This is a genomic window from Congzhengia sp. (genome assembly GCF_037235575.1).
In the GTDB taxonomy this organism is placed as follows: domain Bacteria; phylum Bacillota; class Clostridia; order UBA1381; family UBA9506; genus Congzhengia; species Congzhengia minquanensis.
The window spans coordinates 24,574-47,985 of the sequence record NZ_JAXUNN010000021.1 but is presented as its reverse complement, the minus strand read 5'-3'; the positions used below and the strand labels follow the sequence as shown (position 1 = coordinate 47,985).

General features: G+C 46.2%; 20 protein-coding genes. 6 read left to right on the top strand and 14 right to left on the bottom strand.

The window, feature by feature from the left end; all coding sequences use genetic code 11:
• Positions 1–5 precede the first annotated feature (5 nt).
• From def to WIG73_RS03870, 9 genes are all read right to left on the bottom strand, one after another.
• Entirely contained in the window at positions 6–464 is a 459-nt protein-coding gene (def, locus tag WIG73_RS03910) for a peptide deformylase (protein ID WP_177678025.1), read from the bottom strand.
• 11 nt (positions 465–475) lie between these two features.
• The gene (gene priA / locus WIG73_RS03905) at positions 476–2,731 is read right to left on the bottom strand and encodes a primosomal protein N' (RefSeq protein WP_337399372.1); all 2,256 of its coding nucleotides are present in this window, start codon (positions 2,729–2,731) and stop codon (positions 476–478) included.
• Positions 2,731–3,933, bottom strand: coding sequence for a bifunctional phosphopantothenoylcysteine decarboxylase/phosphopantothenate--cysteine ligase CoaBC (gene coaBC / locus WIG73_RS03900; RefSeq protein ID WP_337399371.1), 1,203 nt, complete (start codon positions 3,931–3,933; stop codon positions 2,731–2,733). Before coaBC ends, priA begins: the two co-directional genes overlap by 1 nt.
• On the bottom strand, positions 3,927–4,565 hold the full coding sequence (locus tag WIG73_RS03895) for a regulatory protein RecX (protein ID WP_337399370.1): 639 nt from the start codon (positions 4,563–4,565) through the stop codon (positions 3,927–3,929). The genes coaBC and WIG73_RS03895 overlap by 7 nt, the downstream gene beginning before the upstream one ends.
• A 66-nt stretch (positions 4,566–4,631) precedes the next feature.
• Positions 4,632–5,378: a thiamine pyrophosphate-dependent enzyme gene (locus WIG73_RS03890; RefSeq protein WP_337399369.1), complete on the bottom strand. Its 747-nt coding sequence runs from the start codon at positions 5,376–5,378 to the stop codon at positions 4,632–4,634.
• A complete protein-coding gene (gene vorB, locus WIG73_RS03885; RefSeq protein ID WP_337399368.1) occupies positions 5,378–6,445 on the bottom strand; it encodes a 3-methyl-2-oxobutanoate dehydrogenase subunit VorB in 1,068 nt (355 codons plus the stop codon). Before vorB ends, WIG73_RS03890 begins: the two co-directional genes overlap by 1 nt.
• A 30-nt stretch (positions 6,446–6,475) precedes the next feature.
• Positions 6,476–6,682, bottom strand: coding sequence for a 4Fe-4S dicluster domain-containing protein (locus WIG73_RS03880; RefSeq protein WP_177678037.1), 207 nt, complete (start codon positions 6,680–6,682; stop codon positions 6,476–6,478).
• Positions 6,683–6,764: 82 nt separating this feature from the next.
• Positions 6,765–7,424 (bottom strand): hypothetical protein, encoded by a 660-nt coding sequence (locus WIG73_RS03875; RefSeq protein ID WP_337399367.1) that lies wholly within the window; start codon positions 7,422–7,424, stop codon positions 6,765–6,767.
• A 140-nt stretch (positions 7,425–7,564) separates the two neighbouring features.
• Positions 7,565–8,464, bottom strand: coding sequence for a hypothetical protein (locus WIG73_RS03870; RefSeq protein WP_337399366.1), 900 nt, complete (start codon positions 8,462–8,464; stop codon positions 7,565–7,567).
• A 101-nt stretch (positions 8,465–8,565) separates the two neighbouring features.
• On the opposite strand from WIG73_RS03870, the gene WIG73_RS03865 reads away from it, so the two are divergent.
• The 4 genes from WIG73_RS03865 to WIG73_RS03850 are packed head-to-tail and all read left to right on the top strand — an operon-like array spanning position 8,566 to position 12,473.
• Complete coding sequence (locus tag WIG73_RS03865) at positions 8,566–9,633, top strand: LacI family DNA-binding transcriptional regulator (RefSeq protein WP_337399365.1); 1,068 nt, start codon at positions 8,566–8,568, stop codon at positions 9,631–9,633.
• A 54-nt stretch (positions 9,634–9,687) separates the two neighbouring features.
• On the top strand, positions 9,688–10,653 hold the full coding sequence (locus tag WIG73_RS03860) for a sugar phosphate isomerase/epimerase (protein WP_337399364.1): 966 nt from the start codon (positions 9,688–9,690) through the stop codon (positions 10,651–10,653).
• Complete coding sequence (locus WIG73_RS03855) at positions 10,644–11,714, top strand: Gfo/Idh/MocA family oxidoreductase (protein ID WP_177679273.1); 1,071 nt, start codon at positions 10,644–10,646, stop codon at positions 11,712–11,714. The genes WIG73_RS03860 and WIG73_RS03855 overlap by 10 nt, the downstream gene beginning before the upstream one ends.
• Positions 11,715–11,735: 21 nt before the next feature.
• Positions 11,736–12,473: a ThuA domain-containing protein gene (locus WIG73_RS03850; RefSeq protein ID WP_177679271.1), complete on the top strand. Its 738-nt coding sequence runs from the start codon at positions 11,736–11,738 to the stop codon at positions 12,471–12,473.
• Positions 12,474–12,747: 274 nt separating this feature from the next.
• Here WIG73_RS03850 and WIG73_RS03845 read toward each other — a convergent pair whose 3' ends face one another.
• Both WIG73_RS03845 and WIG73_RS03840 read right to left on the bottom strand, forming a co-directional pair.
• Complete coding sequence (locus WIG73_RS03845) at positions 12,748–16,182, bottom strand: SGNH/GDSL hydrolase family protein (protein WP_337399361.1); 3,435 nt, start codon at positions 16,180–16,182, stop codon at positions 12,748–12,750.
• A gap of 210 nt (positions 16,183–16,392) precedes the next feature.
• Positions 16,393–17,496, bottom strand: a complete 1,104-nt coding sequence (locus WIG73_RS03840) for a PLP-dependent aminotransferase family protein (protein ID WP_337399360.1) — start codon at positions 17,494–17,496, stop codon at positions 16,393–16,395.
• 91 nt (positions 17,497–17,587) lie between these two features.
• On the opposite strand from WIG73_RS03840, the gene pdxS reads away from it, so the two are divergent.
• Together pdxS and pdxT are read left to right on the top strand one after the other, a co-directional pair.
• Positions 17,588–18,463, top strand: a complete 876-nt coding sequence (pdxS, locus tag WIG73_RS03835) for a pyridoxal 5'-phosphate synthase lyase subunit PdxS (protein ID WP_337399359.1) — start codon at positions 17,588–17,590, stop codon at positions 18,461–18,463.
• A 1-nt stretch (position 18,464) separates the two neighbouring features.
• Entirely contained in the window at positions 18,465–19,043 is a 579-nt protein-coding gene (pdxT, locus tag WIG73_RS03830) for a pyridoxal 5'-phosphate synthase glutaminase subunit PdxT (protein ID WP_337399358.1), read from the top strand.
• A gap of 58 nt (positions 19,044–19,101) precedes the next feature.
• Here pdxT and WIG73_RS03825 read toward each other — a convergent pair whose 3' ends face one another.
• From WIG73_RS03825 to WIG73_RS03815, 3 genes are read right to left on the bottom strand one after another with little or no spacing between them, the layout of a single operon-like run.
• Positions 19,102–20,541, bottom strand: coding sequence for a monomeric [FeFe] hydrogenase (locus tag WIG73_RS03825; protein ID WP_177678600.1), 1,440 nt, complete (start codon positions 20,539–20,541; stop codon positions 19,102–19,104).
• Between the two features lie 13 nt (positions 20,542–20,554).
• Positions 20,555–21,724, bottom strand: a complete 1,170-nt coding sequence (locus WIG73_RS03820) for a SpoIIE family protein phosphatase (protein WP_249313408.1) — start codon at positions 21,722–21,724, stop codon at positions 20,555–20,557.
• Positions 21,717–23,393, bottom strand: coding sequence for a [Fe-Fe] hydrogenase large subunit C-terminal domain-containing protein (locus WIG73_RS03815; protein WP_337399356.1), 1,677 nt, complete (start codon positions 23,391–23,393; stop codon positions 21,717–21,719). Before WIG73_RS03815 ends, WIG73_RS03820 begins: the two co-directional genes overlap by 8 nt.
• Positions 23,394–23,412: the final 19 nt, after the last annotated feature.

The window sequence follows — 23,412 nt, the reverse complement described above, 5'->3', positions numbered from 1 at the left end:
AAAGCTTAGTTTTCCACTTCCGCAATCATTTTGTCAACATACAGGGTGCCGTTCAAGTGGTCAATTTCGTGGCACAGGGCAATTGCCAACAGCCCCTCGCCCTCAATGGTAAATTCCTTGTTATTTCTGTCTATGGCACGCACGCGCACCTTTTCCGGGCGGGACACCGTGCCGGATCTGCCGGGAATGGAAAGACACCCTTCCGCGTTAATCTGTTCGCCCTTTTTATAAACAATTACAGGATTAATCAGTTCGATAAGCCCCTCGCCAACGTCAATAACCACCACGCGGCGCAAAATCCCTACCTGGGGCGCGGCTAAACCTACGCCGTTTTCCGCATAAAGCGTTTCTTTCATATCGTCTAAAAGTGTAAGAATCCTATCGTCAATCATTGTGACATCGCGGGACTTCTTTCTTAAAAAATCGTTGTCATCGGGAATTGTAAGTACTTTTCTGATAGCCATTTGCTTTCCTCCTAAATTGCGCCGAATGGGTTGTTTTCAATCACCATATTAATATGTGGATTTTTTTCATTGATATGATAACTTCTCAGGCGCGCAAAAATATCCTCCGCCTTCCGGTTCATTTTGCATTTAATCCAAATCCGCTGACGAAAACGCCCGTTAATCTTAGTTACAGACGTTTCGCTGGGACCTAACAATTCAAACGCTCCGTCATAGTCCTTTTGCATCACAATGTGAATGGAACGCGCCAGCTTTTTTGCGTAGCTCAAGAGTCCGTTTAAAACAGGCGAAGTGAGCAAAACGGAAATGATGTCGCAAAAGGGCGGATAGTTCAGCTGGCGGCGAAGCTCAATTTCATTTTCATAAAACGAAAGATAGTCTTGCTCTTGGGCCTGGCAAATCACGCTGTTCTCCGGCATGTAGGTCTGAATCAGCGCGCGGCCTTGTCTTTCGCCTCGGCCGGCCCTGCCGCAAACCTGGGTAATCAGGTCGAAAGTGCGCTCGCCGGCGCGGAAATCGTCCACAAACAGGCTTTGGTCTGCCGCCAAAACGCCCACTAAGGTGACGTTGGGAAAGTCTAAGCCCTTAGCCACCATCTGCGTGCCCAGCAAAATATCAATTTTTTCTTTGTCAAACTTTTCTAAAATCGCCCGGTGGGACGACTTTACACTGGTAGTGTCTACATCCATACGGATAACGGACAGATCGGGGAACAAACTGTGCAGCTCCTCCTCCACCTTTTGGGTGCCTGCGCCAAATTCCTTGATAAAACTGCTTGCACAATTTGGGCACACCTCAGGTTTTTTTATAGTATATCCGCAGTAGTGACAGGTGAGAGAGTTTTTCGCTTTATGATAAGTTAAAGAAACGTCGCAGTTCTTACATTTTATCACGAAACCGCAGCTTCTGCAAGACACAAATGTGGAAAAACCCCGCCGGTTTAAAAATAAAATCGTCTGTTCGCCCTGTTCTTTGTTTTTGCGTATCTCCCGCTGCAGGGAAAGCCCAATGCAGGAACGGTTCCCGTTTTTCATTTCCTCCCGCATGTCTGACACGGCGACTGTGGGCAAATTCTGAGCAGTTGGCCTGCGGGTTAAGGAAATTAGCTGATAATTGCCCTGCTTTGCCTGGTAAAAACTCTCAACAGACGGTGTGGCAGAAGCCAGAACAAAAGCGGCTCCGTGCTGTTTTGCACGAAAATCAGCCACCTCCCGCGCGTGGTAGGTGGGTGCGTTTTCCGCCTTGTAGCTGGTTTCGTGTTCTTCGTCAATTACGATGACACCAATGTTTTTTAAAGGCGCAAAAATGGCCGAACGGGCGCCCACAACTACCCTTGCCTCACCGCTTTTAATGCGTTTATATTCGTCCGCTCGTTCTCCCATAGACAGAGCAGAGTGCAAAACGGCAATTTTTTTGCCAAACCGCGCGGCAAACCGCGTTACCATCTGCGGTGTGAGAGAAATTTCGGGCACCAGCACAATGGCGGTTTTTCCAATTTCCAGCGCCTTTTCAATGCAGTTTAAAAAAACCTCTGTCTTTCCGCTGCCCGTTACGCCGTGGAGCAGAAAGGTGTTATTTTGATTTTCTGTTACCGATGCGCAAATGCGGTCCACTGCGTATTGCTGCTCCTCCGTCAGCGCAGGGGAGGCTGAACGGGGAATGCTTTCGTAATCAATTGGAAGCCGGAACACCTCTACTGTTTCCTGCCGGGCCAGTCCCTTGTCTTTTAACGCGCGAATGGCCTGATAGCCTACGCCTGTTAAAAACAAAATGTCGCTGTCTGCCACAAAATCGTTTTGAATTAAAAGCTCTAAAATCCTGCACTGCTTCGGCGCTTTGTCCCGCAGTTTTTCCAATGCGTCAAATGCCTCGTCGTAGGGCACGTTTAAAACCGAGCCGCGGATCAGTTTGTCAGACACCTTATTTTTGCGTCCGCTGCCAGGAGGCAAAACGGTTTTTACCGCGCTGATATAAGAGCAAAAATACTTCTGTTTTAAAAACTGACAAACCGAAAGCATTTCTCTGTCAAACAGCGGACCGCTTTCTGAAACCGATAAGATTTCTTTCAACGTGCCGTCAAAGTCGGAGTGGTTTGACAAAGACAGCACAAATCCGTCAACAGTTTTGTTTCCGTTTCCAAAGGGCACTGTGACGTGGCTTCCAATATCAATTTTACCCAATAAGCCGTCGGGTATACTGTAATGGAACATTCTGTCAATGTTCAGCGCCAGCCTGTTAATAATTACTCCTGCAAATTTGCCTTCCATTATTTTTCACCGTTTAGCTTTAAAACTTCGTCTAATATTTTCATTCCGGCATCAAATTTGCTCATGTTGGGAAGCGGAATTTTCGCGCCGTTTTTCGTGAGCAAGGTAATGGTGTTGGTGTCAGCCCCAAATCCCGCGCCAGGCGTTCCGATGGTGTTGGCGCAAATCATATCCAAATTTTTTGCATTTAGCTTTTTTTCTGCGTTTTCCAAAAGGTTCTGTGTTTCCATGCAAAACCCTACTAAAATTTGTCCGCTCCGTTTTACCTGGCCCAGTTCTTTTAAAATATCCTTATTTTGAATCAGGGGAATTGTCAGCTCCCCGCCTTTTTTCATTTTTTGTTCTGCTGTGTGCGCCGGGCGGTAGTCGGCCACCGCCGCGGCTTTTATGATAACGTCGCAGCTGGAAGCAAGTTCGGTGCATGCGCGGTACATTTCCTCAGCGCTTATAACCTGCACAAACTCAATTCCAGGCGGAACAGAAAGGGCAGTTTCGCCTGAAACCAGGGTAACTTCCGCACCACGGAAGTGCGCGGCCTTTGCAATTTCGTAGCCCATTTTGCCGGAGGAGTGGTTCGTGATATACCGCACAGGGTCAATGGCCTCCTGAGTAGCGCCTGCGGTGACCAAAATTCGCTTGCCTGCAAAATCTTTTGAAAAACCAATGGCCCGCACAGCCTCATACAACAGCCGGTCGGTGTCGGGCAGCTTTCCGCGGCCTGAGTCGCCGCAGGCAAGGTTACCGCTTTCCGGTTCAACAAACAAAACGCCACGCTGCTTTAATTTTTCCATATTTTCCTGGGTAGCGCAGTTTTCAAACATAGCAGTGTTCATGGCCGGAGCAACGAGCATGGGCGCTTTTGTTGCAAGCGCAACGGTCGACAGCATGTCGTCTGCAATTCCGGCTGCAATTTTGGCGATGATGTTGGCCGTGGCGGGCACAATGTATAAAAGATCGGCCCATTTTGCCAAGGCAATGTGCTCAACCTCCCAAACAGCGGGAGCGCTGAACATGTTGTCGTCTGCCACCATATTTTGCGACATGGTGCGAAACGTTAACGGCGTTACAAATTCTGTAGCCGCCTTTGTCATAATCACCTTTACTTCTGCTCCCTGCTTGCGCAGTTTGCTGATTAAGTCCGGTGTTTTATATGCGGCAATGCCGCCTGTTACGCCAATTAAAATATGTTTTCCCTTTAGCATGAATCCCCGTCCTCGCTTTCCGCTTTCAGTTTTCTAAGTGTGCTGTCTATGTCGTCAAAGCTGTATCCCCTTGCGGCAAAATACCGCTTTGCTTTCATCACGTTTTTTATGTCGAAATTACCGCTGAGCTTTTTTATCATTAGCTTTTCTAAGTTTTCTGTTTCAACATCTGCACAGTCAAGCTCTTCTATTGCATTTTCTGCAGTTTCCGGCGAAATTCCTTTTTCCATTAGTTTATACTTAATCCTTCTCCGGCCATATTTTTTTAAGTTGATATAGTCGGAGGCAAACCGTCTGGCGAAGTCAGCGTCATCTATTAGTTTATATTCTTTTAAAAGTGCGATAACCTTATTCGCTGTGGCCTCGTCGCCTGTGTAGTCCATTAGCTTTTGTTTCATGGTGCGTTCTGTGTAGCTCCTTGCAGAAACAAGATTTGCAGCATAGTTTTTTGCACTTTCAAACAGAATTGTGTTTTTAATTTCGCAAAGCTGTTTTTCGTCAATCTCGTCATTTTCTTTTAATTTCAACGCATACAGGCTGAACGTGTCAATGCCAAAAGCAAACTTTTCGTCTAAAAAAACAGACATTCTGTTTTTATGTTTTTTCTGTGGTTCAATTTTTGTAATTTTCATGAAAACCTCAAAGGACACAAAAGCAGGAACGCCAAACAGCGATCCTGCTTTTTTTTATTTGAAAGCTTATTTTTCTTCTGTTCTGTCGCAGTAAACGCCCAAAGGATAGTATGGAATCATATTTTCCTGAAGCCACTTAATTGCTTCTTCAGGCGCTAAACCCCAGTTGGTAGGGCAGGAAGACAGCACTTCCACCATGGAAAAGCCCTTGCCGTCGAGCTGCGTCTGAAATGCTTTTTTTATGGCCTTTTTCGCGCGGTTAATGTTTTTCACGCAATCTACCGAAACACGTTCAATATATGCCGCACCCGATGTGGTAGCAAGCATTTCGCTCACACGAAGGGGATAGCCCTGTGTTTTTGTGTCGCGGCCGTAAGGAGAGGTTTGCGTTACCTGGCCGGGCAGGGTAGTGGGGGCCATCTGGCCGCCTGTCATACCGTAAATCGCGTTGTTGATGAAAATCACGGTAATGTTTTCTCCCCTGGAAGCAGCGTGGACGGTTTCCGCCGTACCAATTGCCGCCAGGTCGCCGTCTCCCTGATAGGTAAACACCACTTTATCGGGGTGAACGCGCTTAATTCCCGTTGCAACTGCCGGAGCCCTGCCGTGGGCGGCCTCCTGCATGTCACAGTTAAAATAGTCGTATGCAAACACCGCACAGCCAACCGGCGCAACGCCAATGGTAGAGCCTTCAATGCCCAGTTCGTCCATTACCTCAGCCACTAGCCTGTGCACAATGCCGTGGGTGCAGCCCGGGCAATAGTGCAGGGTAACGTCGCAAAGTGCGTGTGGTTTTTTAAATACCTGTTCCATTATTTTTCACCCCCAACAATCTTTTTCACCTCATCAATAATTTCATTGGGATACGGAATATTTCCGCCGGTTCTGCCGTAGAAATGAACCGGAATTCTGCCGTTTACGGCAAGACGAACGTCTTCAACCATCTGCCCCATGCTCATTTCAACCGTTAAAACAGCTTTCGCGCAAACGGTTTCTTTCACATATGCTTCAGACGGGAACGGCCAAAGGGTAATTGGGCGGATTAAGCCGGCTTTAATTCCCTGCGTACGCAGTTCATCCACTGCGTTTTTGCAGATACGGGCAACAGAGCCGTATGCAGTTAAAATAAACTCTGCGTCGTCTGTCTGATATGCTTCATATTTGGTTTCGTTCTGTTCAATGGTTTTATATTTTTCGTAGCGCTCCAGCGTTATTTTTTCCAGCACATTGGGCTGAATATAAAGGGAATTGATAATATTGTGTTCCCGTTTCATTTCTGTTCCGGTGGTGGCCCATGTTTTTTCAGGAATTGTTCTTTCCGATTTTTTCTGTTCAAACACAACGGGCTCCATCATCTGGCCTAACATGCCGTCTGCCAAAATCATAACCGGCGTTCTGTAGATGTCTGCTAAATCAAATGCGTCAGACGTCATATCAACAATTTCCTGCACGGAGCTGGGGGCCAAAACAATCAGTCTGTAATCGCCGTGGCCGTGTCCCTTTGTGGCCTGAAAATAGTCAGACTGAGCAGGCTGAATGCCTCCTAAGCCCGGGCCCGCACGTACAACGTTTATCACAACGCAGGGCAGGTCAGCGCCCGCCATGTATGAAATTGCCTCCGCCTTTAAGCTAATGCCGGGGGAGGAAGATGATGTCATAACTCTTGCGCCGGCGCCGGCTGCGCCGTAAACCATGTTAGCCGCAGAAACTTCACTTTCCGCCTGGAGAAACACACCGCCGATTTTCGGCATACGCTTCGCCATATATGCGCTCACTTCCGTCTGCGGAGTGATGGGATAACCGAAAAAGTAACGGCAGCCGGCCATGATTGCAGCTTCTGCTATGGCTTCGTTGCCTTTTACCAAAACCTTTTCTGCCATGAATATATCAATCCTTTCTGTAAATAGTCTTTATTTAAAAACCTCTATTGCGCAGTCCGGGCACATGGTAGCGCACATTGCGCAGCCGATACACTCATCAGGGTTCACAGCCTCAATGGGACGGTAGCCCTTTTTGTTTAGTTTATCTTTTGCTGGTGCCAAGACCTTTTTCGGACATGCAGAGGCGCAGAGGTAGCAGCCTTTGCATACGTCGTCTAAAATAACAACCTTTGCCATATCATTTCTTGCCTTTCTGCCCACGTAAATTAAATAAAAGCAGGTCTGACAGTGGGCGGCCAGACCGCGGAAAAAAACTGAATTAGATTTTTGAGATGCGGCACTTTATTGGAAATAGCTTTTGTGAAATCTCAGGGCTGAGATGCTCAGCCGCTTTTTCGGTGGCGCATACAAATTTTATGGGGAGGCCGGTTTTCCGGCTGACGTCTTCTAAAATTTCATAGCCTTCCGCAACAATGAAAGACGTAGTTTCCTCTGCAATGTTCGTGTCGGAAATGAGGCCCGTAACCGTAAGACGCGAGGCAATTTCAATGTCTTCTTTCATCCGGATAATTTCGTCGGCATTCGATGTCAGCGGCCGGCGGGTGTTCACCACCAAATAAAGCTCATAACCGCTTTCATCAAAGTATTTTTTATACCGCCCCAATGCAATTGCTCCGTCGTCGTCGCCGCCCACATCTAAAATGATTTTTGCATCTTCTTCCTCAAAAATCCGCATAATTTCAGGCGGCAGAACAGGAATGTCCACATTCGTTCCGGCATAGGCCGGAGCAATTACACAAATTCCGGCGTCTTCTAAAAGAGCCCGGGCATCGTTTGAACGGAAATAGGGGTTAACAATGTCCAAATCCACCAAAAAGACTTTTTCGCAAGTCTTTTTTAAAGACAGCGCGTAGTTCACTGAAAATTCCGTTTTTCCGCTGCCGTAATGGCCCGTTACAATATATATATTACTTTTCATAGAAATACATCACGCCCAATTTACAATTTGATTGGATAACATCTTTCAGTATAGCACAATTTCGCTGTTATGTAAAGTTGTAACCGGAAAAAAGCCGCTTTTATTTACTTTTTTTTAATTAATTTTGCTTAATTTGACAATTAAAGCGCGCCCACCACAACCGACGCAATGGCGCACAGAATAGAGATAACGTCAACGAGATGCAGTTTCCGTTCTTTAAACACAACGACGGACAAAAATGCAGTGATTAAAATTCCCAAAGAGGTGCCCAAAATAGTCATCAGCGCAATGCTCATGCCCCCCATAACCACAAATGCCAGAAGGGTTGAAGCGTTAGACGTCACTGCGCTGGCAGCTACATAAGCAATGTGCTTCGGCGTAATTTTTTTCAGCTCGGTTTTGATGGAGGACTGCCGTTTGGAAAGCACCAGAAAGCCCGCTGCGGAGACAAAAAACATAACCAGATTCATAAGAAAACAATATGCATTTTCGTTGGTGACAATTGGGCTGCTTTGAAACAGCTTCAGCAGAACTACATACATTCCGTTCATAAAAAACAGCACGGCGCAGCAGATGTAACCGATAACGGTCCCGCGCTCTTTGGGTTTCCCCTTTGCGGCGATCGGAAGCAGAACCGCCGAAGCCATTAACGCAGCGCTGATCCAAAATAGCAGAGTTGTGCGCTCATTTAAAAACAAAATTCCAAATAAAACGGGAATGATCATGCTGCCGCAGCTTTGAGAAAAGGAAAGGGTAATCAGGTCGATATACTTCATTGCTACTACGCCTAAAATGACCACAATCACAGTGTCTAAACCTGCGACAATGGAGTAGAGAATTGTCGGACCGTTTACCTCCAGCCGAAAGCCGCCGGTAATGAAAAAGAATGTCATGGCACACAGTGACATGATAAGAGAAAACAGACAATAGGCAGCGTTGCCAGCAGGCGCCGTTTTTTGATATTGCTTGATAAAACCGTTGCTGATGCCGCCGATTGCAGATTTTATAATTAAGATGAGTATGTAAAACCAGGCTCCCATACGGACCCTCCAAACAAAATAATATTACCATGATTATATATGATAATGGAAACTCGGTCAATACATTGAAACGAAATAATTCTTGCAAAATTTAACGGAATATGCTTGACATTTTTTTATGGCTTTGGTATAATGTAAACGATTTCTTGGGAAAACGATTTCAGAGTGATAAGGAGGCGGGTAAAATCGCAAATATTAAAGATGTTGCAAAAATGGCAAACGTGTCAGTGGCAACAGTTTCGCGCGTTTTGAACAAGACCCGCCACGTTTCGGAAGAGATTGAAAAAGCGGTGCTTGAGGCCGCCCGGGAGCTGGGCTACACTCCCAACCTACTGGGGAAAAATCTGCGGCAGAAGCGCACAGGCATTATTTTGGTGATGATGTCTACGCTTACAAATTCCTTTTGCTCTAAAGTAGTAACAGGAATTGCGAACGAAGCGGAAAAGCACAACTATCATATTATGATTTGTGCCACAAATGGCTTGCCTGAGAAGGAAAAAATTTATTTGGGCCTGGTGAAAAACCGCATGGCAGACGGCATGATTGTGTTAAACAGCACCCTTTCTGCTGACGAAATGTCCTTAATTTCAAACCACGCGGCAATTGTCCAGTGCAGTGAATACACAGCCAGCGAAAACACGCCGTTCGTTTCAATTGACAACGGCCTTGCTGCCAAGGACGCTTGTGAGCACCTGATTTTAAACGGCAGAAAACGGATTTTGTTTATCGGCGTGGACAACAGCCTGATTTCCTCGCATCTTAGGATGGAGGGATACCGCCAGGCACTGAGCTGCCACGGCCTGCCCTTCGATCCGGGGCTGGTGCTCTACAGCAACTATGGCTACCGCAACACCATGCGCGTGGTAGACAGATATTTGGAGGAGGGTCACACGTTCGACGCGGTGTTTGCCATTTCAGACCGCATGGCGGCCGGCGCGGTGTCAGCTTTGCGCAAGCATGGGCTCACTGTTCCGGAGGATATTGAAGTGATTGGCTTTGACAATACGGACATTGCCTACATGGTAGAGCCGCCGTTGACAACCGTTTCCCAGCCGCAGACAGAAATGGGAAAACGCGCGTTTTCCATTCTTTATGAAAAGCTAAACGGAGGAGAGCCTGAAAATGTAATTCTCCCACATAAATTGATTGTAAGAAAGTCCGCTAAATAATGCATTAAAAAATATATAAATAAATATATAAATAAAAATCGGAGGTAATGTTTTATGAAACTTTCAGTTGTAAATTCAGCATGTGCCGGCATGTCCTTAGAGGAAACCCTGGCCTATCTTTCGCCCCTGGGCGTTGATTCATTGGAGGTGGGCGCAGGCGGCTATCCTGGTGACTGTCACTTGAACACAAAAGAAATGATTGCGCATCCTGAAAAGGCAAAAGAGATGCTCGACCTGTTCAAAAAATATAATATGGATATTGCGGCAATTTCCTGCCACGGAAACCCCCTGCACCCGAACAAGGAACAAGCAGAAAGCTTCCACAACGATTTTAAAAACGCCATTTTGGCGGCGGAGCTTTTGGGTGTTGACACCATTGTTGGGTTTGCCGGCTGCCCGGGCGACTGTGAAACCTCCCAGAACCCCAACTGGGTAACCTGCGCTTGGCCGCCGGAATATTTAGATATTCAAAAATGGCAGTGGGAAGAAAAAGTTATTCCTTACTGGAAAGACATGGCCGCATTTGCAAAAGAACACGGCATTAAAAAAATTGCATTTGAAATGCATCCTGGTTTTGTGGTTTACAACCCCGAAACGCTGCTGCGTTTGCGTGCTGCGGTGGGCGACATCATTGGTGCAAACGTTGACCCCAGTCACTTAATCTGGCAGGGAATGGACCCGAAAGAGGTTATTAAAGAGCTGTCCGGCGCAATTTATTACTTCCACGCGAAGGACACAAAGATTGACAAAGCAAACACAGCCAAAAACGGCGTATTAGACTATAAACATTACGGCGACGTCTTAGGCCGCTCCTGGGTGTTCAGAACCGTGGGCTACGGCAACGGCAAGGAATATTGGAACGATTTGATCAGCACCTTAAAGGCTGTTGGCTATGACGGCGTGGTTTCCATTGAGCATGAGGACTCGCTTATGTCTGTAAAAGAGGGCTTAGAAAAAGCAATTGCGTTTATGAAAGATGTTTTAATTTATGAGAAAGCAGGCGAAATGTGGTGGGCGTAAACAAAATTTATAACGTTGGTATTATCGGCTTTGGCGGCATGGCGTCGAACCACTTTAAACAGTCGAAAGAGCTTGACCGCATCAACATGAAGGGCGTTTTCGACATAAACCCTGAACGTATGGAATTTGCAAAAGCAAACGGAATGGTTACATATGAATCCAGAGAAGCGCTGCTGAATGACCCTGACATTGACATTGTGCTAATTGCAACGCCCAATGATGTTCACAGGGAAATTGCAATTGAGGCGCTGCGCGCCGGCAAAAACGTGCTCTGCGAAAAGCCTGTTACCATTGAGAGCTGGGAATTGGAAGAAATTATGAAAGTTGCTGCAGAAACGGGCAAGGTGTTTACCGTTGATCAGAACAGGCGTGTGAACAAAGATTTTGTTGCAATGCGCCGGGCAGTGGAACAAGGCCTTTTGGGAGACGTTTATGTAATTGAGTCGAGAGTGGAGGGTTCCCGCGGCGTGCCTGCCGGATGGAGAATTGACAAAAAGCAGGGCGGCGGCATGATGCTGGACTGGGGCGTTCATTTAATTGACCAGATTATGTATATGTATGACGCGAAAGTAACCAACGTGTTTTGCAAAATGTATAGCATCAACTACCCCGACGTGGACGACAATTTCAGGCTCACCATGACGCTGGATAACGGCGTAACAGCCCACATTGAGGTTTCCACAAACAACTTTATTAAGCACCCGAGATGGTATGTTTTGGGTAAAGATGGCACGCTTCAAATTGACGATTGGGACTGCGAGGGCAAAATTATCCGCTGTAAAGACCGGGAGGACACCTGGAGCGCGGAAATTCCAAAATCGAAGGCCGGCCCATCAAAAACCATGGCGCCCAGAAGCGACGATTCGGTTGACATTATCCCCATTTCCGCTCCGGAAGACGTGGTGGATAATTTAAATCCCACCTATTGGCAGTTGATTGACACGTTAGACGGCAAGTGCGAATTAAAAATTAAGCCTGAACAGGCAATGCGCGTCATTAAGGTTATGGAGGCGGCTTTTCAGTCTTCTGAAACAGGCGAAGCAATTAAAACGGATATTTAACAATAAAAGGAGACGAATTTCATGATTAAGGTTACCATTTGGAACGAAAATCAACATGAAAAAACCAGCGAGGAAGTCCGCGCCGTGCACCCCAACGGAATTCACGGCACATTGAAAAGCTTTTTGGAAAAGGACGAGGAGCTCATGATTCGAACCGCTACCTTAGACGACCCGGAATGCGGCCTGACACAGGAAGTGTTAGACGACACGGACGTGTTAATTTGGTGGGGGCACATGGCTCACGAAAAGGTACCCGACGAAGTGGCAGAACGCGTGCAAAAGGCTGTTTTAGACGGCATGGGCGCAGTGTTCCTGCACTCTGCACACCATTCAAAACCGTTCAGACGGCTTATGGGAACCTCCTGTAACTTAGAGTGGCGTGAAACCAACGACCGCGAGCGGATTTGGATTACGGCGCCCTCAAGCCCCATTGTTAAGGGCGTTAACGCAAGGTATTTTGAGCTTGAAGCAGAGGAAACCTATGGCGAGCGGTTCGACATTCCAGAGCCGGACCGCCTGATTATGATTGGCTGGTATAACGGCGGCGAAGTGTTCAGAAGCGGCTGCTGCTTTAACCGCGGCAACGGAAAGATTTTTTACTTCCAGCCGGGACATGAAACCTTTAGAACATTTTACCACCCCACCGTTCAGCTTATCATTAACAACGCGGTGCACTGGGCGGCAAACGAGCGTCCTACCGTAAAGGGCAACACCGATAGCTGTCTGCACTCAGAGAGAATAGAACCTATGGGCAACTAATAGAAAAATAACATGCTTTACACGAAATGAAGTGTAAAGCATGTTATTTTTTATCTTCTTTTAAACATTAAAACTGCTGTAACGAATCAGAAAAGAAGCGACTCGCCCCCCTTCTATCGAAAACTCTATGTTACAACTGTTGTGCACAAAGATACTGCATCAACTAAATTGTTCCAGAGCGTAACCTTCACGGGGGTTGCATCCCCGTTCCAAAGTCTTCGGAAACAGCAATTTCTGACTTGGTGTCTGCAATGAGCCTTTCTGTTTTTAAAGCTTATTCCGCTCTCCAGGAACCTGCAAAAATATTGTAGATTCTGGTTGCGATTTTTTCGGTTGTTGCGGTGCCGTCAACCACCTTGAGTACAACATTGTGTGTGCCATAGTCTAAATCAAAGTTAAAGTTGCCGCCGCGTACGGTCATCTGGAAGTTTGTTTTCAGACTTTCGCTGTTATAATAGGGATTGTCTGTCCACAAGAGCTCGCCGTCCACCCATACTTCAACCTTACCTGTGTAATAGTGCAAACCAGTTTCAAAGGCTAAGATGTCGCCTGTGAAGCTGAAGCTTAAGGTATCGCCTACCTGTGTGGATTCTAAGTAGTTTCCGCCCTCTGTCCAGCTGCCGGATTTTTCTACGCGGCTTGTATCCTTGCAGGAGAAGATTTCCATGGTTTCAATCACTCCGCTGTTTTCCGCCAGCTTATCTTCGCGATTTAAGGGCTTCACATAGTTTCTGCCTGTCTCTAACCATGCTTTTAAGCCGTCTGCATTCACTTTATAACCTGCGTTGTTGGGATGTGTACCGTCAGAATAAAGGTCCTCCACCGCTGTCCCTGCTGCAACGGCTGCTTTCATCGTTTCTGTGTTGTCCCATAGAGGCAGGCCGTAGAACGCAGCAATTTTTTCACCATGGCCGGGAGAAACCCTCCAGGACTGATTTGTGAAGAAGGTCAGTGCCACATAGGGCACGTTATCCATTTCGTTTAACATACGAATAGAGCTTTCCACATTCCGCAAGGTATCGCTTTCGCTTGTATCGTTGCAGGTCATAGCATAAAATACCATGTCCGGTTTTAAGTCGATACAGTCACGCATGAGTCTTAATAAGCTGTAGTCGGTTGTAGTGCCGCCAACGCCTTTGTTATAGCAGTTCACCGTTACGCCTTCTTTTTCATAGGTATCTTTAAACCACTGTGAAAGCTGAGGTACAAAACCATTGGAGGAAGGAGAAGCACCTGCGTTTGCATAGATGGAGTCTCCTAAGAATACAATATTGATTTCATCATCGCCTGCAAAGGGATTTTCATTTACAGCGGGAAGGTTATATTCAATGGCTTCAAATACGGGAGCAAGTGTCACTGCATCCCAAACAAACATCTTCACCTTCACAGCCTCCTGCGGAATGGTAAAGGTGCCGCTATATGCGTTTGTACCGTCCTGAACGGAAACAGTTTTAAGATCTGCCTTCGCTAAGGACTTGCTGTCATCGTATGCCGCAATGATTACCCGATACTGTTTTTCTGTGCCTGTTGTTGATGCAATATCGAATGTCCAGTTCGCTTCTGTTTTGTTTTCGTTTAAGGTAAAGCTTCTGTCCAGCAGCATATCAAATACGCTACCGTAGGTTGCTGTTGCAGAGTTTCCGATAACACCGGTTGCAGAAACAGGGAACACTTCAAAGGAAATGTTTTCGCCCAGTCCGGAAACGGGAACACTGAATACCTCATCTGCAGCAAAGGAGCCGATATTTTTCTCACCTAGTGCAGTTTCTATGTATGCACGAACTAAGGACTTGCTTCTGTCTTCTTTTTCCCCTGCATTGGGAACATAGTCATAGTCAACCTTTAAGCCGCTCATACCAACCTTTTCAAAGGTAATATTTTCAACCTTTGCGTATTTGCCGCTTGCCATGGTTTCTTCATTTAAAATGCCCAGCTCTTCGATAACAAAATCATCTAAGCACAGCACTGCGCCATTTTGCTGATTATTACCGCCCACACGGAAGCTGATTTTCGGTGTGATGGGCATCAAGTCGGAATCGGTCATGCCGTCTTTTAAAGCAAATCCGGGTGTATATAGGGTTGAATAAGTCTGCCAGTCGTTGGATACCTGCCATTCCTGATTATCCGAGATAGCGCTGTCGATTTTGTTTGTTCCTACAAGAAACTGATAGTCTGGTGTATCTTTATAGGGATATTTTTCATTCTCCTTCAGTGTGGAGTTGCTTCTTTCTAAGATAACGGTTAAGGGCTTTGTTGCGCCGCTTTCCAAGCCTTCTGTTTTTGCTTTGAAGCTGATACGGTAGGTGTTATCATTCTTCATGGATGCAGAAGTTGTCAAAGAACTGTATTCGCCGACGCCTGTGGCTTTGATGTAGGTGTTATCGTTTTCTGTCACTCTTTCTGCAGAGACACCTGACGTATTCCAACCCGGGAAGTCGGAAGCGGACACCATCTGATTATTATACATAAAGTATGCGCCGTCTTCCATCACCAGGTCAAGGTCTGCGGGCATACCCATATCCGTTACAGTTACATCTTTATAGCTGAAGGTACCTGCCGTACCTGCATTGGCACCGCCGGCGGTAGATGGTGAAAGTGAGTTACCGGCATAATATGGCTGTCCGTCAGTGTACATACGGGCAATCAGGCTGATGCCAGATGCGTAGCTGAATGTCTGATTATCCATCAGAAAATAAACGGTTAAGTTGTTGTCCGCATTCAGCTGCAAATCATAAATATATGCACCGGGATAGTTTGAGCTTGTCAAGCCGTTGTCCGACCGACCGGATGCGTTCCAGTACAGGCGCAGATTGGCTTTTGTGCCCTTCATCTTTTCCTCGTAGCCGTCTGTTTCGGGGGGTAAATCGTCTGCACGGAAGGTACCCGTGATTTTATACAAACGGCCGGGTCTCAGCTTCTGTGTGAAGGTCATATCGGGGTTACCCCAGCTTGTGGGTTTTGCAGATGTATTTGTTTTGGTGTAGGTCTGCGTTGTAACGGTGCCTGTGGGATTCGATGAGCCGGAGTCGCCGCCCTTGGTTACAAGAATAAAATCGTCAATCTGGTAGTCCAGCTTTTCGCCGTTTACATCGGCAGAAATACCCTTTTGGCCGGCAACACGGATAGCAATACCGTTGATTGAAACATTGTTAATCACAGAACCGCTGCCTGCTGTCAGTTTATCTTCCCAAACAAATTCGTGATCAATTTTTACCCATTCCCCTGTTACCAGCTTACCTGTGATAGGAATTTCATACCAGCAGTTCGTTTTTTCCTCACCAACGGTTAAGGATGAATTGCCCGCATTGGTTACGGTACCGCCTCCATAGAAAATCAGGGTAAAAGAGTTTGCGTCGCTTTTCAGCTCAGTGTTCATCTTAATCCAGAGATTGAACTTCACCCGTTCACCTGAAGGAATAGAAAGATTGTCTGCAGAATACTTGATATCGGTATAATGCGAACCTGCGGTTTGCACAAAATGCAGGCTGCCTGCGCTTCCCATAGCTCCTTCGGATGAAATGGAAAGCTTTCCGTTTGCACTGCCACCGCTTTGAGTCTTTACGGTTTTTAGAGATTCTTCCGATTCAAACGTTTCATAAATCATCGGAAAGTCGGGATTTTCGCCAATTGCCTGTACGCCAATGCTCATTGCGCCCATAAGACCGAAAAGCATGGAAACAGACAAGACCATTGCCAATAACTTTTTCATTTTTATACCTCCATTTATAAATATTTTTTGATACACATGCTTGGCCAAACAACTGTATGCAATCATTGCAGTATATGTACATCTACAATTCATATTTATTTTATCACTTTTCAATAAAAAAAGCTATAGCAATATTAAAAAATATGTCAATTGTTTAATACTATCTTTAAAATATCAAAAAAACTTTTCGTTTCGGCGCGGGGCTTTTGTTTATTTCTTTTTCATTTCATTTTTGTATAACTGCCGCCTTTTTCTTCTGACCCGGTTAATATTCCGTTCAAAATCTCCGTTATTGATAAATTCCGCAAGAACAAACTGCTCAAACACTGGAACGGTGCAAGAATAAAATCCGATTTTGTTTAAAAATAAATCTACCAGCTCATCTGGAAGCACCATATATCCAATTCGCATGGAAGGCGCAATTGTTTTTGAAAACGTGTTCACGTAAATAACCGTTTTTTTAGGTTCTAATGAAAAAACGGTATCTTCATTTTTTGTGGAAATGGTAAATTCAGAATCGAAGTCATCCTCAATGATAAATCCGCTGCGCGTTTTTGCCCAGCGGATATACTCGTTCCGTTTCGAAGCGGTTGCAGTGATCCCACTGGGAAAGCTGTTAAACGGCGTAACATGCAGAACAGAAGCTTTTGTTTCATTTAAAGCAGCAGACTGAATTCCGTCCGCTCCCATTTTCAGCATGTCGCACTGCACGCCGTTGGCCGTATAAACAGAACGAATTTTTTCATAGGAAGGGTTTTCTAAGGCATAAACTCTGTCGCGTCCTAATAGCTGCACAATTAGGCTGTATAAGTATTCCGCACCTGCGCCAATGACAATTTGGTGCGGCAAAACCCGAATCCCTTTGCTTCGGGCAAGATAGCGGCTGATGGATAGCTGCAGTTCCGGGCTTCCTAAGTTCGGCGGCTTAATTAAAATTTGTGTGCCATATTTTGAAAGCACGTTTCGCATTGTTTTTGCAAAAACCGAAAATGGAAATTCTTCGTTCCAATTGTGGTGGTTCGGCGCTGCACTTGTGTTTTCTTGCTCTCGGACGGGAACTGGAAAAAAGTCTTTTTCTTTGTAAATTACAAAATAACCGCTTCGTTCTCTTGATTCCACATATCCCTCATCGCATAAAATCTGATAGGCGTGTTCAACAGTGATAACGCTGACGGAGGTCTCAGCCGCAAGAAAACGTTTAGAGGGCAATTTGTCGCCAAATTGATAAACGCGCCCCGTAATGTCGTCTCTAATTTGAAGATATAGCTGTAGATATGCAGTTTTATCGCTGTTTGTATGAATAGAATATCTCATCTGGTTATATAAAAAACTCCTTTTCTGGCAATTGTAATACTATCAGTATATAGTATAATACAGTTATAACCAGTTGTAAAGGAGAAAAAAGATGAAAAACGAAAGATTTGAATTAAACAAAAATCTGGCCCAAATGCTAAAAGGCGGCGTGATAATGGACGTTACCACACCGGAACAGGCAAAAATTGCGGAGGAAGCCGGTGCATGCGCCGTTATGGCCTTAGAACGCATTCCGGCCGACATCAGGGCGGCCGGCGGCGTTTCAAGAATGAGCGACCCGAAAATGATTAAAGGCATTCAACAAGCCGTGAGCATCCCCGTAATGGCAAAGTGCAGAATTGGCCATTTTGCAGAAGCCCAGGTTTTACAGGCCATTGAAATTGATTACATCGACGAAAGCGAAGTTTTATCACCGGCAGATGATAAATACCATATTGATAAAACTGCGTTTTCTGTTCCGTTTGTTTGCGGCGCAAAGGATTTGGGGGAAGCCTTAAGAAGAATTAGTGAAGGAGCCTCTATGATCAGAACCAAAGGAGAACCGGGAACGGGCGATGTTGTGCAGGCGGTTCGCCATATGCGCATGATGCAGTCTGAAATCCGCAGAATTGCCTCTATGGGGTTAGATGAACTTTTCGAAGCGGCAAAGAACTTGCAGGTTCCTTATGATTTGGTTCTTTATGTTCATGAAAATGCAAAGCTTCCGGTTGTTAATTTTGCGGCCGGCGGTGTTGCAACCCCTGCAGACGCCGCAATGATGATGCAGCTCGGCGCGGAAGGCGTATTTGTTGGGTCGGGCATTTTTAAATCGGGCAATCCTCAAAAGCGCGCTGCCGCAATTGTGAAAGCTGTTTCCAATTTTGAAGATGCCGGACTGATAGCGGAATTGTCTGAAGACCTTGGTGAAGCCATGGTTGGCATTAACGAGCAGGAAATTGAGCTTTTAATGGCGGAAAGGGGCAAATAATTTGAAAATCGGTGTAATAGCCGTGCAGGGAGCATTTATTGAACACGAAAAAATGCTTGCAGAGCTGGGAATATCTTCGTTTGAAATAAGACAAAACTGCGATTTAAACCGCTCGTTTGACGGATTCATTATCCCAGGCGGCGAAAGCACGGTTCAGGGAAAGCTGCTCAAAGAGCTGAATTTGTTTGATGCGTTGAAGGAACTGATTAAAAATGGTTTACCGGTGTTTGGCACCTGTGCGGGACTAATTCTCCTTGCGAAGACCATTGAAAACGAACGTCATGCTTATTTTCGCACCATGGACATTACCGCCAGGCGAAACGCCTATGGGCGCCAGTTGGGAAGCTTTCATACAACAAGTAATTTTAAGGGAATTGGCGACATACCTATGACCTTTATTCGTGCTCCCTACATTCAATCGGCTGCAAAAGAGGTGGAAATTCTGGCCACAGTGGACGGGAAAATTGTTGCGGCCAAACAAAAAAATCAGCTTGTAACGGCGTTTCACCCAGAACTGGACCATGATCCTGGTGTGCATCGCTATTTTGCAGATATGATAAAAAACCAGCCGTCGTTATAAAAACAAACATACAAAAAGTGAGAGAACTTTTTTCTCTCACTTTTTTTGCTTTTAAAAGCTATTTTAACAAACTGATAGAGTCTTTAATGGTTTTTTCCAAAGCTTCTTCACCATATTTGTCAATGTCTTTCTTGTTCTTTTCCTCGTGGGTTAAACAGCCTGCGCCGCCGATACAGCCGTTAATGCAGGCCATGCCCTCAATAAAGTTGTTGGGCAAAACACCTTTTGTGGCCTTTAAAAGCGCAACCCTGCACGCCTCAATGCCGTCGCAGGAAACCGGTTTATAGTCAAAATCGGTGATGCCGTGTTCTTTTAAACCCTGGGCCACCGCGTCGGTCAGGCCGCCGCTGCGGGCAAAAATACGCCCGAAATACGAGGCGTTGTCCAAAACGTCCTCAGGCAAGTCCATAATGTCCATATCGCGGCTGTCAAACAGCGCCTGCAGCTCCTCAAAGGTAATAACGCTGTCGATAAAGGGACGAACGCTCTCTTTTTGAAACTCCATTTTTTTGGCCGTGCAGGGGCCGATAAACACAATTTTGCAGTCCGGCTCCTTTTCTTTCATGTGTTTTGCAATGGTGGCCATGGGAGAAAGATTGTGAGAAATGTGATCCACCAGGCTCGGAAACGATTTGTGAATATAGTCCACAAAAGCGGGACAGCAGGAGCTGGTTAAAAATGTGTCGCTTTCGGCAAGCTCTTTCGACTCGGCAAACGCCACCATGTCTGCGCCCAACGCTGCCTCAACCACATGGTAAAAGCCCAATTCTTTAATTCCCGTAATAATCTGCCCCAGCTTCGCATAGCTGAACTGGCCGGCAATAGACGGGGCCACCACGGCATATACCTTATAGTTTTTATTGTTTTCACTCTTTTTTAAAATGTCAATTACGTCTAAAATGAACGACTTGTCGGCAATGGCACCGAAGGGGCACTGGTAAACGCAGGCGCCGCAGGCGATGCACTTGGAATTGTCGATGGTCGCGGCCTTGTTTTCGTCTTCCCCCATATGAATGGCATTCACCTTGCAAGCGTTTTCGCAGGGACGTTTGCGGTTTGTGATGGCGGAGTAGGGGCAAACCTTTGCGCAGCGGCCGCAGTTCACACATTTCGACTGGTCAATGTGGGCTTTTTGGTGCTCGTCAAAGGAAATGGCACCCCGGGGGCACACGTCTTCGCAGCGGTGGGCAATACACCCGCGGCAGCTCTCTGTCACGTCATATCCGCTAACAGGGCATTCGTCGCAGGCAATGTCAATTACCTCAATTACGTTGGGATTTTCTTTGTCCCCGCCCATGGCCAGCTTCATGCGCTCCCAAACAATGGCCCGCTCCTTATAAACGCAGCACCGCATGGTAGATTCTTTTCCCGGAATAATGCGCTTAGGAATTTCGCCCATTTTTTCCAGCAGACTGTCGTTCCAGGCCTCGCGGGCAATTTCCCGCAGAATTTTATATTTTAAGTGCTGGACCTTCGTATCAAATTTTCTTAGTTTCATGTTATACACCTCGTTAAAAATAGCTCACGTTAATGGTTTTGCCCATTGTTTTCAGCGCCCCGGAAAGCTCCTCTACCAACTGCATTTTAATGTTGAACCCAATGGGAAGGTTCGGATTCTGGTGCGCGGGGTTTACCGCCCTGCCAACATAAAAGTTGATGTCGGTTGCATCATCAAACAGCATTTTTGCAATTTTTGATGCGCCGTCTTTTTTCGTGTGCCAATCTGAAAATAGTTTGTTTTCACCAATGTAATCTTTGGCATATTCTAAAACCTTGTTAATGGTTAAAACGCCTTCTGTCACCAAATCCACACCTTCAATTTTTGCGGTGGGCGGAACGTCGGGGTCTAAATAGTCGATGGAGGTTTCCATTTTTTTGCCCAGAAATTCCGCAGTTATGGTTGAAGTTGTGCCGCCGGACACAATGTGTTTGCCCTGCTTTGCAAAAAACAGGGAAAGCATTTTGTTTCCGTCTTCAGGGTTTCGCGGCGGGCCGAACATTAAGTTCACAACCGAGCGTTTTCTTACCCGAACTGTTGCGGCAGTGGTGTCGTCGCCGGGCTTGTGGTTATAAAGATCGTTGCAGGCGTCCACAATCATGGCGGAAATCGCCGCGGCAGACATTTTTACATCATAATTGGCTTCTGCATATTCCACGATGTTTTCTCTCTGCCAGCCATAGTTTAACGTTTCGCCCACGCCGGCAAAAATGGTGCCGTCGCTCATGGCAATGAAAGCATCGTCCTGCTCCAGCTCAATTTTCGACTCTAAAATCTGCTTGCCCGCAATCACTCTGGTTTCGGTTTCATAGTCAAAACTTTTGCCGCCCCGCAACAAAATCACCTGGGGATTGTCATACTGAATAATTTCGGCATAGGTGTTGTTGGTAATTTTAATAATGGTAAATGTAGAATAAGCAACGCCGCGGACAGAGCAAATGGGCAGGGTTTCCATAATGGTGCTAACGCACTCTTCAATGGACATTTGCGCGGCAATCATGGTTGAAATGATGGTAGACGTTAAGGTAGACAAAATGTTGGCCTTTACGCCGCTGCCAAGCCCGTCTGCTAAAACCAAAATTGTGGTGTCGCCGTCCCGCGCAATTTGCACCATGTCGCCGCAGAGCTGTTCGCCAAACTTGTTAATGCTTTTATAGCCTACGTCAACACACAAATCATTCATCATCTGTCAGCGTCTCCTTTAGCTTTGTCAGGGCAATTTTCGTTTCCGCTGTGGTTTCGCCCAGCAGAGATGCAATTTCCTGCACAACGCGCATCTGTTTTTCAACTACCCTGTCGGTAATCTCAACTGCCGCTTTGCACTGGTTATCCTTTGAAATTTTCATTTGTTCTTCCGCGCTGATGTCTTTCATCAAAACCATGATAATGCGGTATTCCTTGTCGTAAACAATGGTTTCTTCCACATATTTCTGATATTCAGCCAAATATTTTCGTTTGTCATACACATTTTTTTCGTTGCTTAAAGCAAGCACATAATCTGTGGGGTCTAAAATCCGCACAACGGGACTGCCCAAAACGTCCGACGCGCTGGAAAGGTTTAAAATTTTCCGTGCCGCCGTGTTAATTTGCTGCACGTTTAAGTCGCAGTCAAGCACCATAATACCGTTGGGGGTGTTGTGAATAATGGTGTCGGAAAAAGATTCGGCCTTTTCTTTTAAGAAAGGAAGGCACATGGAAAGGTCGGCCTTGCCCATAAAAACGGCCACCGCCTTGTCGCGGCAGGTGTTGTAGCCGCAGCTCCCGCAATTTAATTCCTTGTCCTTCGAGGTTTTGCCCATCTTTCTTAAAATCTCGTCAATTGCCGTGCTGCCGGGCATGGGTTTGGTTGATCCCTCAAAGGCAAAGGCCCTGTCCGTCGTTAAGCTGTCTGCCGCCGGTGTTTCATATAGCCCTTCGCCATAGCCTTTGTTTACCGACAAAAGGTCCATAATGGGGTTGCGGTTTTTCTTTTTCATCACAGGGCCGCCAACACAGCTTCCGCTGCAGGCGGACATTTCAATAAAACAGTTAGAAAGCTTGTCGTTGTCAATGTCGCGCAGGGCGCTGATGCAGGCTTCCATTCCGTCAACCACAACATAGTCGAACTTTTTGTCGAGGTTCATGCTGCGCAAAATTCCACCGGAGGTGGGATAGGCGTTTGTGCGGTTTTTTGTCAGTTCTGAATGGCTGGGGACAACGGAAATATTTTCGGATTCCAGCCAGCCATCTAATTCGTCAAAGGTTAAAACCGCATCCACAGCGCCGGGATATTTTTCTGCCTCTGCCTTTTTGGAAATACAGGGGCCAACAAACACCACTTTGCATCCCGGGTGCTTTTTTTTCAACATTTTGCCGTGGGCGTGCATGGGCGTTACCACATTTGCAAGATAGGGCAGCGCCTTTTCAAAGTGCCGTTCAATCAGCGTATTCACCGTGTGGCAGCAGGAGGAAATTACAATTCGCTTTCCGCCTTTGTTAATAATGTTTTCATACTGCTTCGACACAATTTGTGCACCGATAGCGGTTTCAAATACCCCGCGAAATCCAAGCTTTGAAAGTGCGTTTTCCACATTTTTTGCAGTGCATGACTGAAACCAGGCGGCATAGGAAGGCGCAAGGCTGACGTAAACATCGTCGCCTGCAGCGATAAGGGATTTTACCTGATCCACGTCGTTTCGGATTTGTTTTGCGTTCTGCGGACAGACAACATAACATTCGCCGCACAAAACACACTCGTCGCGGATGATGTGGGCCTGGCCGGCAGTGAATTTTAAAGATTTCACAGGACAGTGCCTGATGCATTTATAGCAATTTTTGCAGTTGGATTTTTTTGTTTCCAAACATTCTGCCATAGCGGTTCCTCCTTCCCAA